Below are 14,537 nucleotides of genomic sequence, written 5' to 3'. Positions count from 1 at the left end.
AATAGCTCGCCTAATTACCCGAGCATGACCCGCAGTTCGGCCGCGGCGCGGCGAACCTGCACGGGTGCGGTGCCGCCGCGATGGTTGCGGCTGGCAACGGAGCCTTCCGTCGTCAGGGCATCCACCACGTCCTCCGAGATAATGGGAGCAAAAGCCTGCATGGCAGCAAGCGGCATCGCGGAAAGTGTAGCGTAACCCTGGTCTCGTGCCGCGCCCACGATCGCGGCCACCGCATGGTGGGCATCCCGGAAGGGCATGCCGGCGCGCACGAGATAATCTGCGAGGTCTGTCGCCGTCGAATAGCCTTTTTCCGCAGCCGCGCGCATGTTGGCGGCCTTGACCTTAATCGTCGGCAGCATCTGCGTCGTGACGGTAACCGCGCCACGCACATTCTCCAACGTATCGGTCAGCGGCGGCTTGGATTCCTGCTGGTCCTTGTTGAAGGCGAGAGGCTGAGATTTCATCAGGGCCACCGACGTCGTCAGGTTGCCGATAACACGCGCGGCCTTGCCACGGACAAGCTCGGCAAGATCAGGATTGCGCTTCTGCGGCATGATCGACGAGCCGGTGCAGAACTGATCGCCGAGCTCAATGAAATCGACCATTGGCGTACACCACAGGATGACCTCCTCGGCAAAGCGCGACAGGTGGCCCATGATGACTGCCCCGGCCGAGCAGATATCGACCACGTAATCGCGATCGGACACCGCGTCGAGCGAATTGCGGAAGGCGCGCGAAAAACCGAGTTGCTGCGCGCTGAAATCAGGATCAATGGGATAGCTTGTTCCCGCGAGCGCCGCGGCGCCCAGCGGTGACACGTTGAGGCGCTCGCGCGCCTGGCCAACGCGCTCGACATCGCGGCTGAACATCTCCGCATAAGCCATCAAGTGATGGCCGAACGTAACCGGTTGCGCGATCTGAAGGTGGGTGAAGCCCGGCATGATCGTAGCCGCATGGGGTTCCGCGAGATCGACGAAGGCGAGGATAAGCGCCTGCAACTCAAGGCCGAGCGCTGCGAGTTCGGCTCGTGCATAAAGGCGAATATCCGTCGCGACCTGGTCATTGCGCGAGCGGGCGGTGTGAAGCTTCTTGCCGGCGTCGCCGACCAGCGCCGTCAGGCGGCTTTCGACGTTCATGTGGACGTCCTCGAGCTCCTTCCTCCACGCAAAAGCACCCGATCCGATTTCCCCAGCGATCGTGTCGAGACCGACCTGGATGGCATCGTGGTCCGTGGGCGTCAGGACGCCTGCGCGCATTAGCATCCGGGCATGAACCTTGGAGGCGGCGACGTCATAGATGGCGATGCGCTTGTCCTGGTCGAGGCATTCGTGAAAGTCGCGAAAGTCGGTCGAGACTGCCTCCTTGAAGAGGGGCGACCATGTTGCGTTCGAAAGTGCGGACATTGTCATCTCACGGTTGGAGCAGGTTGGTGAAAGGGCGGACATCGGCGAGGGCATCGATGCCGAGGATCTCATCGCGGAGCGCGGCAATGCGAGTTTCCGGCAGCACTGCCCCGGCAAGGTCGGTGTATTTGGCAATGATGCGTTCATCGCTCAGCGGATTGAGCGGTCCGCCGAGCGGATCTTCCACCTTCGCCGAGAACGCGCTCCCATCAGGGGTACGGATGTGCACGGACGGCTCTTCCTCATCGCGCATCGCCTGGTCGACGCGAACCGTCACACGGTCCAGCCATTTGCCGATCGCTGGATCACGCCAGGCTTTCTCCTCGAGCTCGGCCAACGAGACCTTGCCGTAATGCAGCCGCGCCGCGACCGCATAAGGCAGGCTCATCTGCGCCTGCGCTCGCGAGGTTACAGTCTTGTGGCCGCACATGCCGAACTGGAAGCCGCTCATCTCGACGGAGACCGAAGCGACATCCGAACTCGCCAGCCCGTTGTCCCCGAGCATCAAATCGATGGCGTCGATGGCTGAATGCGTGCCGCGGCACGTCGCGTGCGGTTTGATTGAGCAGCGGTTGAGCCGCCAGTTCTGGCCGAAATCGCGACTGAGCTCTTCCGGCGCCGCCCGCACGTCACCGAAGGTTCGGAAAAATCCGCCCCAAACATCGTTGAAAGCCGAAATTGGCCCGCGAAAACCGGACCGAGCGAGCCGGGCCGAAACGTAGCCGCCCTCCGCGGCACGGCCGGCGTGAAGCTTCTTGGCAGGGCCGCCATCATGGATGAAGGCCCAGGTCCCGCCCGAATAGGAGAGCGCGCAGCCTAGCGCCGAGGCTATGCCGTCTCGATCCAGCCCCAACAGTGTCGCCACGGCCGCCGCAGCGCCGAAGGTCCCGCAGGTGCCAGTAGAATGCCAGCCTTTGCCGTTGTGGGTTTCATAGCCGCCGCAGGCCTCCAGGACGCGGCGTCCCACCTCATACCCAAGCAGCACCGATTTGAGGAACAGGCGACCGTCCACCGCCCGTCCGGTCGTCTCGAGTGCTGCGATGACGGCCGGCAGAACGACGGCGCCGGAGTGGTCGCAGCCGCCGGAGTCGTCCAGTTCGAAGGCATGCGCGGACACGCCGTTGATAAAGGCGGCGGTGCGGGCGTCGGTCTTGAGCGGCAGTCCCCAGGCGCTCGCCTCTCCTATGTCGCCCTTCAACCCAACTGCGTCGACCGCGAGCTTCGTCTCGAGGGATGTCGCGCCCGCGATCGAAACGCCCACCGTGTCCAGGATATGGAGCTTGGCTTTTCGCACCGTGTTTTCAGGAAAGTCCGAAAAGTCCGTGGCAGCGAGTTTGTCGGCAAGTGCAGTCAGAATGGTTTCAGTCATCGACGCCCTGCTCCTTGCGGTAGGCGTCGAAGACCTGGATCGGATGATCATTCGTGACGGTCGAGCCAAGCGCCTTCTGGCGCTCCGCTATCTCGGCGCCAGTCGCCAGCCACACATCGTCGAAGCTGAGGATGTGACGCAGCAGGTCCTCGACAAGCGAGATGCGCCCAGGTGTTCCGCTCCATTCCGGTCGAAGCTGGATAACGTAGCAGAGGCCGAAGCGGCGATATGCGTCGAACTCGGCGACCCAGTTGTGAAGGACGCCTTCGTAGTCGGGTATCCGGCCCTGCCCCTTCGGAAAGGCGGGCGCGAAATTGAACTGGAAATAGGGCCGGTCTTCCAGCTCGATGTGAACCGGAATTGCCACAAGGCCGGACGGATGAGTGTAGGGCACGTCGTCGCCATTGAGGCTGGCCGACCAACTGTAGCCCGCTTCCATCAGAAGTCTGTCGAACCCTGGGGGCCAATTGCCCTGCGGCAGGCGAAACCCGGTTGTGTGCCTCCCCGCCAGCGTTTCCAGTGCGTCCCTCGAGCGCTTGAGGCTGTCGAGCGACCGGGCAGGCGTGAGCGCATCGTAGCGATCGAAGGCAAGACCGCTGCTTGCGATCTCGTGCCCCGCATAGGCGATCCGACGCACCAGGTCGCCATGGCGATCCGCCGTTTGGGCGTCCAGGAACCAGCTTGCCTTGACGCTCGATGTGGCGAATGTCCGGCAAAGCCGTTCGACGCCACGGGTTGCGCCGAATTGCCAGACCGACAGGCTCTTCGATCTGTTGGCAAGATCGGGAGCGGCGGCTATCGCGTCGGCTCCGTCGTCGAACGGCACCGCGATCATCACGGCGCAGTTTTTGCCCTTGGGCCAGATTGTAGGCTGTGGCGGGGTCATGGCGTCGGCTTTCGATTGTCGGCCTCGGACCAGCGTTCGATCCACCAATGGGCGATGTCGCCGAGACGGGCCGTCCAGACGCTGTCGCCTTTGCTGGCGATCACCTTGAACAGGCCTTCGAGAATGGAAAGACGCCCTGGCTTGGCGCATACCTTCGGATGCAGGATCGTCGTCCAGCACAGCCCTTCGCGGTGATAGCCTTCGAACTCCGCGCACCAGTTGCGCTCCACGACGCGATAGTCTGCAATCCGGTCAAGCCCGACGGGGAAATCCGGCCTCTCCGTGTAGGCAAGCGCGGTGTAGTCGTCGATGTCCCAGCGCGCCGGGACTTCAACGAGCCCGGGACCCTCATCGGAAGGATGGAAGTAGGGGCGGTCGTCGCCGCGCATGGAACTCGAGTAGATGACGCCGAAATCCTGGAGAAGCGCCACCGTTTCGTGGCTCCAATCGCCCGATGGTGTTCTGAACCCGATAGGGGTCACGCCGAGCCGGTCGCGAAAAATCCGGCGCGACCGCGCCATCACGTCCCGTTGCTGCTCCGCCGTGAGGTCAATGAACACCTCGTGGCGGTGACCGTGATAGCCAACTTCGTGCCCGCCGGCCACGATGCGCTCGCACCGGTCGGTCCAGTGCTCCACAACCCAGGTTGGGATAAAGAAGGTGGCCCTGAGGTCATAGGCCGCGAGCAGGTCGAGTAATCTCGGCAGCGCGCGCCATGGGCCATAGGCGCCCTGCGTGAAATAGCGCGGGTTGCAAAGCAGCGATCCGTCGAGCATCGCGTCTCCCGTCGGCCCATCGACGTCGAAAGCGAGACCGACTGCGGATTGTCTTCCGGCTGGCCAAAGCGAACCGATGATAAGAGGCGACTGCGGCATGGCGTGGTCATTCTGTTTGGGGATTCATCCGCGCCCGGCAAAGCCGGGCGCGGATTGTGAAAGACAAAAGCTCTCCGCTCCGGCCGGATGACCGGTCAAATCGCGAAGTGAGGAGATTTAGGTGCGCCTCGGTGCTTACTTCACGCCGTTGATGACGGCCTTCGGCACCGCGTTGTGCACCAAGCCCCACTTCTTGAGCATGGCGTCGTAAGAGCCGTCCTTGATCAGTTCGTCTAATGCGCCGGCCACGGCATCGCGAAGGCTGGTATTGTCCTTTTTGAAGCCCATGCCGAAGGTATCGTTGCTGAGCAGGGGTTCGCCGACGAGTTGATAGGTGTCCGGCTCGAGGCGGATCTGGTAGGCAATCGTTTCGATGCCCTGCACCACGGCGTCGTAGCGGCCCTGCTTCATGCCGAGACGGGCGGCGTTGGAATCGGCCGTTCCCTCGAACTTGATCGCAGGCTTACCCTTGGCCACGCAGTTGGCGTCGCTCCAGCCGGTGACGTTTTCGCCGAAGGAGGTCGAACGGCTGCCGGCGACGGTCTTGCCGCAGAAATCCGTCGTTTCCTTATATTGGGCGGCGTTGGCCTTCATCGTGAAGAGGATTGGGCCACTCGTTATGTAGTCGACGAAGTCCATGCTGGCTTGGCGCTTCACGTTGTCGCTCATGCCGGAGATGATCATATCGCCGCGCCCGGTCTGGAGCCCGCTCTGCAGCTCCTGGAATGCGGAGGTGACGAAAAGCACGTCAAGGTTGAGCTTTTTGCCAATGGCGTTGATCAGGTCTACGTCGAAGCCATCCAGCGTGCCCTGATCGGGATTGACGAATTCCATGGGCGGGTAGATCGGGTTCGTCAGGACGCGCAGTTCACCCTGGTTGACAAGGTTAAGCTTGGTGTCGGCGTGCGCAGCACCGGCCGCGACCAAGGCCATCGCCGAAACGGCAATGCGTATGAATTTCATGGCTTTTTCCTCCTGAAGGTTGTTTTTCAAAGCACCGCAGAGATGAAATTCTTCACTCTGGGATTTCGTGGATTTTCGAGAATCTCGGCGGGTGTCCCGCAGTCGACGATGCGACCGGCGTCCATGAACAGCACACGGTCGGCCACCTCGCGGCAGAAGCCCAGTTCATGCGTGACGACGATCATAGTGGTGCCGGACGCCGCAAGCTCCTTCATCACGCTCAGCACCTCGCCGACCAGCTCCGGATCGAGCGCCGAGGTGGGCTCGTCGAACAGCATCGCTTTCGGCTTCATCGCGAGTGAGCGAGCGATCGCCACACGCTGCTGCTGGCCTCCCGACAATTCGCCCGGGTAAGCATCGGCCTTGAGGGAAAGCCCGACGCGGTTGAGCAGGGTCTTGGCTTCATCGATGCAATCCCTCTTGGGGCGTTTCTGCACTCCCACCGGCCCTTCGACGATGTTTTGCAGCACCGTCTTGTGCGGGAAAAGATGGAAACGCTGGAACACCATGCCCACGGACTGCCGCTGGCGGGCGATCTCGCTTTGGCTCAACGGATGGAGTTTGTTCCCATCACGGCGGTAGCCCACGATTTCGCCCTCGATGGCGACATATCCAGCATCGATCTTTTCAAGCTGGTTGATGCAGCGCAGAAAGGTGCTCTTGCCAGAGCCGGATGGGCCGATGATGCAGACGACCTCGCCCTTGGCAATTGCAAAGTCGATGTCTTGCAGGACATGGAAAGAACCGAAATATTTCTGCAGACCGACAGCCGTGATCAGCGCGTCCATCACGCCGCCTCCTCGGTGAGAGGTTGGCCGGCGGGCTGACCGTGGCCGCCCCAGCCTTTCGAAAAGTAGCGCTCTACGAAGATCTGGCCAATGGACAGTACAGTGACGACGACCATGTACCAGATGGCGGCGACAATCAGCAGTTCGATGACGCGAGAGTTGACGTAGTAGACGTCCTCGACGCTTCTCAGCAACTCGGAATATTGGATGACGCTGGCGAGCGACGTGAGCTTGACCATGCCGATGGTTTCGTTGCCGATAGGCGGAACGATAACGCGCATGGCCTGCGGCAGGACGATCCTCAGCATAGCGCGTAGAGGCGTCATACCAATTGAAAGGCCGGCCTCGGTCTGGCCCTTGTCCACGGCCAGAATGCCGGCGCGGACCACCTCGGCGGTATAGGCGCCTTGCTGGATGCCCAGCCCAAGGAACGCGGCGACGAAGGGCGTCATGATGTCGACGGTTCGAAACGAGAACAGTCCCGGAATTCCGATCGTGGGAAAAATCAGCGCGAGGTTGAACCACAGCAGCAGTTGCAGAAGCGCCGGCGTGCCGCGGAAGAGCCAGACGTAGCCTATCGAGACATTCCTCAGCACCGGATTGTCCGACATGCGCATAACGGCGGCCACCACGCCTAGCACGATGCCCAGCGCCATGGCGCAGAATGTCATGATAATGGAGTTGACGACGCCCTTGAGCACGCTTGGCGAAAACAGGTTGGTGCTGACATAACTCCAGGCAATGTCGCCGACCCAGAAAGCCCTGACGAGCATTGCAAGCAGGACAATGACAAGGAGACCCAGGATTTTCGTCCCAGTCTTGCGTCGCGGCACGATCACGAAATGTGCCGGTTCAGCGCTCCCAATTTCGCGCATGATGAAGGTTCCCCGAGGCTCAATCGCCTCGTTTTTGTTTTGATGCCCAAGCGTAACCATGCGACCACGATCGCCGCAAACGAGATATGAGCATGCGATTTATGATGGATTTGCATAAATCCGTTGCGGCTCGTACGGCCGCGAACGTGCAGCGATTGTTGATCGTCGTTCACCTGATGAATGGTAAGAAATCCGTGTCGGACCTACTTTCTCTGGTGGGCGGGACACAGACCGCCCTTTCACAGCATTGAGCGGCATGGCCAAACTCGGAATCGTCCGATCCCGCACCGAAGGTAAACAGCGCTTCTATGCCTGTACGTCGGAGCAGGCGAAGATAGTGGTTGGCTTTCTAAGCGACATCGCCGAAAGCGAAAGACTTCCTCTGCGAAAAAGATCGGGAAAGGCGCCATCTTGTTGTCCCGGCTAATGGGTGGGCGCCAAGCCGCGCCGCCAAGTGTGCGAGTCTACCTCCTGCCAAGTCTCTGAAGAGCCGCACCGGTCGGCTGCTGGCCAGACGCCGCATTTACGTGCCGATGTCAGCCCACGCGTGTTCATTCTCGGCTGTTGGCATGGGTTCTCCGAGCAAAGTACATGGTTGTGGACATCGCCATCGACGAAGAGAGTCATAGGTCGTGGGCGTTCCAACACGCCTGATGATCTAATCGGAAAGAACTTCGCGTTTCGAGCCATCTGGGCCCGTACGCTCGGCTTCTCCTTTGCACAAAGGATGACCGCTACGGGCAAGCAGTTCGCGTGAACGCTGAATATTGCGCCGCCCGCCTTCGACGTGAGCACCACGCGCAAGCGTGGCAAGACGCTCCTCTTCGGACGCGTTGGTCGTCCGACAGGTCTCAAGCAGAAATCTGATCATTGTCTCATCTGCTTTGGTGCCCGAAAAAGTTTTCGCGAGGTTGCGAGCTTGCTTGTCCCATTCGCATTCGGGGATGTCGCCCGCTGCGATTATGACTTTCAGAGCGTTTTTTATGACGTCGAAATCAAAGGCTGAGATCAGGGGACGCTTGTGTCTCATATGCTTCTCTCCGCGTGTCCGACGAAGCTGCCGAAGAGTGGATCGGAAGCACCAACTACAAACCCTAGCCCGTCACCAACTTGACGCATTAACCTGCGTTAATGGCCACTCCGTAACTTCTGCCCGTGACCAGGAGCAGCGCGTTCGAAACTTAGCTAACATTTGGAGCTGCCCTGAGAGTAGGCGACCGACGCCGGGTTGGGGGGCGGGGTACACGCCGGTCGCCATCAAGGATAGGGACCATGAATTCAGCAAACTGCGTTGCGATTGGTCCTTGAAGAAATAGAGGCGATTCGCACAGAAATTGCAATTGGCCCTAAGCGCTCCTGTTGGCCTCAGGTCCCTTTCGGGCTGTGCCGTTGCCTTTTAATGGATCGCTTTGCTGGCGATGCTGGGTCGCCACGCCGGCCTGTGCAACCGCAGGAACATTCCCCGCGCTGTGGAGTTCGACATCTGTCGATTGCCCAATCAAAGCACTGGAACGGAGAGAGCTCGTCTCGGCTGACGCCGGGCGGGTTTTCCAGCATGGCCAGGACGGTCATTCCGGTCCAGCGATCATAGCGATCACAATTGCCACCCGTCGATGTACTTCTGCACGTCGAGCGAAATGGCTTGCGCGGTGATCGGCGCCGCCCACGAAACGAGGGCAACGCTGACCGAGAACGAGATCAGCAAAGCGAAGGCGGTCGCGAACAAAATGTGGTCCCTCATGGAAGCACCTGTTAACCGACGCCAATCCGGTTCGTTCATTCACGATCCGTTAGCCTGTATGTCGTGGTCTCTCCTTCCTTAACGAGCCGTTGGGAACTTTATGCGTCATCGTTTGCTAAGCGCGTCAATGGCGGGCAGGCTCTGCCATCGGCCGCCGTTTATGCGGGTGCAGCCGACGATAAAAGTACGTGCTCTTGCCCGTTAGGGCGGCAATCCACGCTTCGCAACCATGTCTTGAAGACCCCGACTCCTGAGGATTTTGGGCTTTTATGGCCATCGATGCATCACGTCGAAATGGCCCTCAAAGCCCGGCTGGGAGATCGCGTATCAGCCGATCGAGCATGTCTATTTTCCCGAGACGGGCATCGCGTCGGTTGTCGCCGCCATGACCGGAGGGCGGCAAAGCGAAGTCGGCATCATCGGCCCACATGATCGAGCATGAACTGCTGATGGCGGTAGCGGCGCCGCTCCTTGTCGCCGCCTGCCCCGGCGCAGCCCTGATATGGGCATTGCCGGCCGGACTTCGCCGAGGGACGGGAAGGCTCACGCACGGCAGGATTCTCCAGGCGATCTGGACCGTGGCCAGCCGCCCCCTCAACGCAACCGTCATCCACGGTATCGCGATCTGGATCTGGCACGTGCCCGTCTCGGCACAGCCCTGCTGTTCTGGTGGGGGATTCTGCCGCGTTCCGGCCGCCAGCAGGCCTATGGCAGCGCGGTCATGCATCTCTTCTTCACGTCACTGCACACGGGTCCGACCTTGTGGTCCGACCGGCGCGATCGTGGTCGCCACGAATCGGACATGGCGACCGGCGGCTTGGAAGCGCGCGCCATTCCGATCATGATCGCGAACGGCTGCTCTGGATGCCATACGATCCCCGGCGTGCCGGGGGCACAAGGCCAGGTTGGTCCGCGCCTCGATTCCAGCCCTGCCGACCGGGTCTTTATCGCCGGCGTGCTGGCGAACAATCCGGAGAACCTGATCCGCTGGATACGAGCGGCCAGGGAGATCAATCCGCACACGGCCATGCCATCGACGGGGATCACAGAGCAGCAGGCGCGTGATATCGCTGCCTACCTCTACGCCCTGAAATGATCAGCCCTCGCCGCCGCGCCGGGACCACAGGCCGCGGCCGGGGTCGTAGCCGACCACTGCCGCCAGGAAAAACACGACGAGGCAGGCGAGAACGACAAGGGCGGAAACGGGATCGAAGCGCAGATAGAGCGTGAAGCGTATCAGTTCGACCGCCGAACTGAACGGGTTCCATGCGGCGATCGTAGCCAGCACCGGCCCCGCCTCGGCGAGCCGCCATATAGGATAAAGCGCCGTCGAGGCGAAGAACGTCGGGAAGATGACGAAGTTCATCACGCCGGCGAAGTTCTCCATCTGCGTCGAAACGGACGATACCAGCAACCCGAACGCGCCCAGCATCAGGCCTGACAGGACCAGCGCCGGAAACACGGCGAGGTAGCCTAGAAACGGCGGGCGCACGTCCCAATAACGCGCGATCAGCAAGAACAGATAGACCAGCGGCAGACCGACGATGACGCTCGCCAGCAGCCGCGCGGCAAGCAGATACCAGCGTGGAAGCGGCGCCGTCAGCAACAGGCGCATGCTGCCCATCTCACGGTCGTAGACCATCGCCAGCGAGCTTGCCATGGCATGGAAGAGCAGCATCATGGCCGCCAGCCCGGGGACGACATAGACCTCGTAGAGCACGTAGGTCTGATAGGGCGGCGTGATTGACAGGCCAAGCACCGAGCGGAAGCCGGCGGCGAAGATGGCGAGCCAGACCAAAGGCCGTATGATCGCCGAGAGCAGCCGGCCGCGCTGCCGAAGCGTTCGCAACATCTCCCGCCGCAAGATGCCGTCGAGCGCGCGCAATGCGTGGTGGACTTTCATGGCGAGCCCGTCAGCACGGCGAATGCCCCCGCGATGGTTTCGACATTAAGCTCGGGCGCGATGCGATCCGCGCCGCCGGCCCAGCATACCCTGCCCTGATCCAGCACCACGACATCATCGTCGGCCGCCACCTCTTCGAGGAAATGCGTTGCCCACAGAACGGCAATGCGACGCTCTCGGCAAAGCTTTCTCATATGCTGTTCAAGCGCGCGCCGTCCTGGCACGTCGAGCCCGGTGGTAGGCTCGTCGAGCAGCAGCAGGCGCGGACCATGCATCAGCGCCCGTGCGATCTCCACGCGCCGGCGCTGGCCGCCGGACAGCGCGCGGGCGGGATCGTCGATCCTGTCCAGCACCTCCAGGCGGCTGAGTTCCTCCCTGGAGCGCTCCTTGCTCAGCTCCGTGGGAAGCCCATGCAGAGCCGCATGGTATCGCAGGTTCTCGCCGGCCGTCAGATCGAGGTCGAGAGTCGGCAATTGAAAGACGACGCCCATTTGCGCGAGCGCGGCGGAAGGATTGGCATTCATGGCTTGGCCGAAGACCTGCACTGATCCTACGCGCGCGTGGTAGAGACCGGTGATCAGCGAGAACAAGGTCGTCTTGCCGGCGCCGTTGCGTCCAAGCAGGATACACATCCTGCCTTCAGCCACCGCGAACGAGACGCCCTGGAGAACCCGCCGGCTTCCGAAACTGTGACCTAGATCCTCGACTGACAGGGCGTTCATGGGCCAATCACGACGCCCCACGGACCGCGCCCCACCGGCAGTGATCTCACCACCTCCTGATCGTGAAGGTTGATGAAGGAGATGTCGCCCGAGTTGCCGTTGGCGCTGATCAGACGCTTCTGGTCGTCCGATAGCGCTACATGCCACGGACGCTGGCCGACGAGATAGAGGCGCCGCACCGCCAGCGTCTTGGTGTCGACCTCTGCAACCCTGTTGGCCGGGCCGAGCGCCACATAGGCGGTCGTGCCGTCGCGCGACATCTCAATGCCAACCGCTTGCACCCCCTCGCGCCGGATACCCGGCACCTCGAATTCGATCTTGCCAGTTTCAGCGCGTGTAGCGGTATCGAAGACGGCGACGGTGCCCCGGATTTCGGACGACACCCACAATTGCTTGTCGTCCGGCGAAAACGCCGCCGCGCGCGGCCGCGTGTCGACCAGCAGATTGTCGATGAGCTCGAGTGTGCCGGCATCGATGAGATGAACCATGCTCGTCGTCTCCGAAGTGCAGGCGACCGTGCGGCCATCGGCGCTGACTGCCATGCCTTCTGGTTCCACGCCGACGTCGATGGTGCCTGTGACCTTACCTGCCGCGATATCGACGACCGAAACCAGATTGTCATTTTCATTGGCCACGAAGAGCCGCTTGCCGTCCGGATGGACAACGAAGAATTCCGGATCGGCGCCCGAAGGCAACCGACCAACCACCTGCCGTTTGGCGAGATCGATCACATCGATGCGGTTGTCGTCGCCTTCGGCAACGAATAGCGTCTTCTTGTCGATCGAAAGCGCCATCCCGCGCGGACGCCGCCCGACATCGATGGTTGTCTGCAGGGTCATGGCCGCCCCGTCGACGACCGCGACGGTGTTGTCCTGTTCATTGGAGACGTAGATCGTCTCAGCCGAGGCGGGAGGAACGAGAATCAACATTGCAAGGACAAGATCAATCAGAACTTGCATGTGCTCTCCTCCAGATCGATCCCCAGAGTATCGAGTGGCGTTCGCTGGTGCAGGAAACCGGGCTGTGGCGAGTTGGAGACGAGCAGCCGAGGGCCCGCGATCAGGACAGGCTGGCGCATCTGGCCGTTCCACGGACGGAAACTCAGCCCCTGTCCTTTGAATCCGGCGAGCAGGAAATCGTTGCTGCGGAGATACTTTCCGATCGCAATCGGATCGAGGCTGTGCAGGCGCGTTGCCGCCTCGCCGATGCTTCGCACGGCGAGCCAGGCGGCGTAGTCGCTGGGCAGCATCCAGCGCCCGGCCTGCTTGTGGAAGCGATCCTGGAGTTGCGTGGCACCCCACTCTTCGTTGACCGCGCTCCAGCCGGTCGCGACGAGACCCTGCGTCCCGGCGACCGGCCGCGGAAATGCGGTTCGGCCTTCGAGATAGGCGCCAAACTCGTCCGCCTCGTCGGCAACGACGAGCACATCATAGTCGCTGACCTGCGTGGCAGCGGGAATCTCGGTCTGCAGCGTGACATGTCCTGTGTCGGCGCGCCCGTTGGCCGGCCTGAACGTCCAGGGCTGGTCGATGGTGATCTCTGCTCCGAAACGCGTCGCCGCGCGTCGAAAGGCGACCGCCATCGCCCGGTCCTCGGGATGCGCCCCGACCAGCAGGAACCAGTGCTGCCAGCGCTTCCAGACGAGATATTGCGCCAGCCCGTCAGCGAGCATCGCGCGGCTCGGAATGGTGTGTAGCACGTTCTTGCGGCAATCCTCCTGGCGGAGCCGCTCGTCAGGAGCGCGACTGTTGAACAGCGTCATCCTCTCGGCGCCTGGAGCGTCGCTCGCCTGCAGCAAACGGGCGGCATCGAGATCGGCGATGAGGAAGTTGATGCCGGCGGCCGCGAATTCCTTGACCGCTTCGGCTGGCATCTCGCCGGGCTTGAGGGTGATTTCCTGCAACCGGAATTGCTGACCGAGAAAGCGGCCGGTGCTGGCATTGTCGGCGATGCCGAGCCGGGCACCTTGCAGGCCGTCGTCGGTGACGACCTCGTCCAGTGGCCCGAGCGGTAGAGGCGGTTTGCGCTGTTCGCCGAGATAGCCGATCACCATCGTCTGGGGCTCGCCAAGCCCGGGCGCGACCAAAGCGAGCAGCACGAGAAACGTCAGCGCCAGCCTCATTCGGCCCAAGGCGGGCAAGCCAAGTGGGACGTCAAAAATCGGCATGTGCGCTCCAGGATGGAAGCGACCCTAATATTTTGGACAAAGGAATGTTCCTGGATTCCAACAAAGTGAGCCCGCCCCATTTCCGCATTTGGGGCGGGCTCCATGCCTTGGACCGGTAGAGGGAGGACCGACCCCGACCCCAACTGCTGGAAATTCTGATCGTTTCTTGGCCGCGCTCTTTCCCAAGTCGCAGCCGGCCCCCTGAGCGGCACGCCTGCTCTCACCGCTTCTCGCTTGCGGCTACCGGCGGGCCAGCGCCCAGCTGGTCTAGCTTCTATCAGGAACGATCATGAAGCGTGGCGATGCTCCTTCTCGGCACCGGTCGGTCGACGGTGCTTTTGACCGGTCGCTACGACACGGTGGCAACGCGCGATTACGGCGCGCTTGAAATCTGGCCACCCGGCCTGAAGCTTTGACACGCGCATTGCGCGATTCTTTGGCGGGGACCGATGCGCCAGCCGCCCGACTAGCTCGGGCCTTTGGCATGCATCACTATGAACGCACGAGGCGTGACCGCATTCATATTTGACGATCGGATTACCGGTTGCGGCTCGACATTTCACGCCTGTTCGAGGAAAGTTAAGGCTGGTTCATTTGGAAAACCGGGCTGGTGATGAAGGAACAACTGAAGCTGCAACACGTTGTATCCTCCAAGAGTGCCCATTTTCAGGTAATGGCATCGATAGCGTGACCGGCCCGTTCGGCTGGCGCAAGAGGAGAACGCGATGAAGAAGATCTGGAAGAAACCGATCATGTGTCAGGTCGCCGCCGGTTTAGAGATTTCGCGATACCTGCCCGCAGAAAATCCGCCCAAGAAGTAGGCTGCAATTGCATGTGCCCTTCAA

General features: G+C 61.6%; 15 protein-coding genes. 2 read left to right on the top strand and 13 right to left on the bottom strand.

All coding sequences use genetic code 11. The features are described 5' to 3' along the window. Nucleotides 1–14: 14 nt before the first annotated feature. From argH to MESAU_RS31150, 9 genes are all read right to left on the bottom strand, one after another. Nucleotides 15–1,403, bottom strand: a complete 1,389-nt coding sequence (gene argH / locus MESAU_RS13350) for an argininosuccinate lyase (RefSeq protein ID WP_015316554.1) — start codon at nucleotides 1,401–1,403, stop codon at nucleotides 15–17. A 7-nt stretch (nucleotides 1,404–1,410) separates the two neighbouring features. Continuing rightward, entirely contained in the window at nucleotides 1,411–2,772 is a 1,362-nt protein-coding gene (locus MESAU_RS13345; protein WP_015316553.1) for an MmgE/PrpD family protein, read from the bottom strand. Continuing rightward, nucleotides 2,765–3,658, bottom strand: coding sequence for a polysaccharide deacetylase family protein (locus tag MESAU_RS13340; RefSeq protein ID WP_015316552.1), 894 nt, complete (start codon nucleotides 3,656–3,658; stop codon nucleotides 2,765–2,767). The genes MESAU_RS13345 and MESAU_RS13340 overlap by 8 nt, the downstream gene beginning before the upstream one ends. Continuing rightward, nucleotides 3,655–4,434 carry a polysaccharide deacetylase family protein gene (locus tag MESAU_RS13335; protein ID WP_245262966.1) on the bottom strand — a complete coding sequence of 260 codons (780 nt, stop codon included), beginning with the start codon at nucleotides 4,432–4,434 and terminating at the stop codon, nucleotides 3,655–3,657. The genes MESAU_RS13340 and MESAU_RS13335 overlap by 4 nt, the downstream gene beginning before the upstream one ends. Before the next feature lie 234 nt (nucleotides 4,435–4,668). Beyond that, a complete protein-coding gene (locus MESAU_RS13330; protein WP_245262965.1) occupies nucleotides 4,669–5,466 on the bottom strand; it encodes an ABC transporter substrate-binding protein in 798 nt (265 codons plus the stop codon). Between the two features lie 56 nt (nucleotides 5,467–5,522). After that, on the bottom strand, nucleotides 5,523–6,284 hold the full coding sequence (locus MESAU_RS13325) for an amino acid ABC transporter ATP-binding protein (RefSeq protein WP_015316549.1): 762 nt from the start codon (nucleotides 6,282–6,284) through the stop codon (nucleotides 5,523–5,525). Next, complete coding sequence (locus tag MESAU_RS13320; RefSeq protein WP_015316548.1) at nucleotides 6,284–7,159, bottom strand: amino acid ABC transporter permease; 876 nt, start codon at nucleotides 7,157–7,159, stop codon at nucleotides 6,284–6,286. The genes MESAU_RS13325 and MESAU_RS13320 overlap by 1 nt, the downstream gene beginning before the upstream one ends. Before the next feature lie 658 nt (nucleotides 7,160–7,817). Further along, on the bottom strand, nucleotides 7,818–8,189 hold the full coding sequence (locus tag MESAU_RS31155; protein ID WP_015316547.1) for a hypothetical protein: 372 nt from the start codon (nucleotides 8,187–8,189) through the stop codon (nucleotides 7,818–7,820). Between the two features lie 564 nt (nucleotides 8,190–8,753). After that, a complete protein-coding gene (locus MESAU_RS31150) occupies nucleotides 8,754–8,900 on the bottom strand; it encodes a hypothetical protein (RefSeq protein ID WP_015316546.1) in 147 nt (48 codons plus the stop codon). 428 nt (nucleotides 8,901–9,328) lie between these two features. Here MESAU_RS31150 and MESAU_RS31845 point away from each other — a divergent pair, with 428 nt between their 5' ends. Then, complete coding sequence (locus tag MESAU_RS31845) at nucleotides 9,329–9,745, top strand: cytochrome c oxidase assembly protein (protein ID WP_342447702.1); 417 nt, start codon at nucleotides 9,329–9,331, stop codon at nucleotides 9,743–9,745. Beyond that, nucleotides 9,703–9,996 carry a c-type cytochrome gene (locus tag MESAU_RS13310; RefSeq protein ID WP_342447701.1) on the top strand — a complete coding sequence of 98 codons (294 nt, stop codon included), beginning with the start codon at nucleotides 9,703–9,705 and terminating at the stop codon, nucleotides 9,994–9,996. Before MESAU_RS31845 ends, MESAU_RS13310 begins: the two co-directional genes overlap by 43 nt. On the opposite strand, the gene MESAU_RS13305 is transcribed toward MESAU_RS13310, so the two are convergent. The 4 genes from MESAU_RS13305 to MESAU_RS13290 are packed head-to-tail and all read right to left on the bottom strand — an operon-like array spanning nucleotide 9,997 to nucleotide 13,692. Next, entirely contained in the window at nucleotides 9,997–10,803 is an 807-nt protein-coding gene (locus MESAU_RS13305; RefSeq protein WP_015316545.1) for an ABC transporter permease, read from the bottom strand. Further along, entirely contained in the window at nucleotides 10,800–11,525 is a 726-nt protein-coding gene (locus MESAU_RS13300) for an ATP-binding cassette domain-containing protein (protein WP_015316544.1), read from the bottom strand. Before MESAU_RS13300 ends, MESAU_RS13305 begins: the two co-directional genes overlap by 4 nt. Continuing rightward, a complete protein-coding gene (locus tag MESAU_RS13295) occupies nucleotides 11,522–12,484 on the bottom strand; it encodes a PQQ-dependent catabolism-associated beta-propeller protein (RefSeq protein ID WP_015316543.1) in 963 nt (320 codons plus the stop codon). Before MESAU_RS13295 ends, MESAU_RS13300 begins: the two co-directional genes overlap by 4 nt. After that, nucleotides 12,472–13,692, bottom strand: coding sequence for an ABC transporter substrate-binding protein (locus MESAU_RS13290; RefSeq protein WP_015316542.1), 1,221 nt, complete (start codon nucleotides 13,690–13,692; stop codon nucleotides 12,472–12,474). Before MESAU_RS13290 ends, MESAU_RS13295 begins: the two co-directional genes overlap by 13 nt. Nucleotides 13,693–14,537: the final 845 nt, after the last annotated feature.

Origin of the sequence: Mesorhizobium australicum WSM2073 (genome assembly GCF_000230995.2) — a bacterium.
Classification (GTDB): domain Bacteria; phylum Pseudomonadota; class Alphaproteobacteria; order Rhizobiales; family Rhizobiaceae; genus Mesorhizobium; species Mesorhizobium australicum.
The sequence above is the reverse complement of the archived record's forward strand: the minus strand, read 5'-3'. Positions and strand labels throughout refer to the sequence as shown.

What these genes read in the sequence shown, in the direction of transcription:
- argH (WP_015316554.1), bottom strand. Translation starts at nt 1,403, where the DNA reads ATGTCCGCACTTTCGAACGCAACATGGTCGCCCCTCTTCAAGGAGGCA.
- MESAU_RS13345 (WP_015316553.1), bottom strand. Translation starts at nt 2,772, where the DNA reads ATGACTGAAACCATTCTGACTGCACTTGCCGACAAACTCGCTGCCACG.
- MESAU_RS13340 (WP_015316552.1), bottom strand. Translation starts at nt 3,658, where the DNA reads ATGACCCCGCCACAGCCTACAATCTGGCCCAAGGGCAAAAACTGCGCC.
- MESAU_RS13335 (WP_245262966.1), bottom strand. Translation starts at nt 4,434, where the DNA reads ATGCTCGACGGATCGCTGCTTTGCAACCCGCGCTATTTCACGCAGGGC.
- MESAU_RS13330 (WP_245262965.1), bottom strand. Translation starts at nt 5,466, where the DNA reads ATGGCCTTGGTCGCGGCCGGTGCTGCGCACGCCGACACCAAGCTTAAC.
- MESAU_RS13325 (WP_015316549.1), bottom strand. Translation starts at nt 6,284, where the DNA reads ATGGACGCGCTGATCACGGCTGTCGGTCTGCAGAAATATTTCGGTTCT.
- MESAU_RS13320 (WP_015316548.1), bottom strand. Translation starts at nt 7,159, where the DNA reads ATGCGCGAAATTGGGAGCGCTGAACCGGCACATTTCGTGATCGTGCCG.
- MESAU_RS31155 (WP_015316547.1), bottom strand. Translation starts at nt 8,189, where the DNA reads ATGAGACACAAGCGTCCCCTGATCTCAGCCTTTGATTTCGACGTCATA.
- MESAU_RS31150 (WP_015316546.1), bottom strand. Translation starts at nt 8,900, where the DNA reads ATGAGGGACCACATTTTGTTCGCGACCGCCTTCGCTTTGCTGATCTCG.
- MESAU_RS31845 (WP_342447702.1), top strand. Translation starts at nt 9,329, where the DNA reads ATGATCGAGCATGAACTGCTGATGGCGGTAGCGGCGCCGCTCCTTGTC.
- MESAU_RS13310 (WP_342447701.1), top strand. Translation starts at nt 9,703, where the DNA reads ATGGCGACCGGCGGCTTGGAAGCGCGCGCCATTCCGATCATGATCGCG.
- MESAU_RS13305 (WP_015316545.1), bottom strand. Translation starts at nt 10,803, where the DNA reads ATGAAAGTCCACCACGCATTGCGCGCGCTCGACGGCATCTTGCGGCGG.
- MESAU_RS13300 (WP_015316544.1), bottom strand. Translation starts at nt 11,525, where the DNA reads ATGAACGCCCTGTCAGTCGAGGATCTAGGTCACAGTTTCGGAAGCCGG.
- MESAU_RS13295 (WP_015316543.1), bottom strand. Translation starts at nt 12,484, where the DNA reads ATGCAAGTTCTGATTGATCTTGTCCTTGCAATGTTGATTCTCGTTCCT.
- MESAU_RS13290 (WP_015316542.1), bottom strand. Translation starts at nt 13,692, where the DNA reads ATGCCGATTTTTGACGTCCCACTTGGCTTGCCCGCCTTGGGCCGAATG.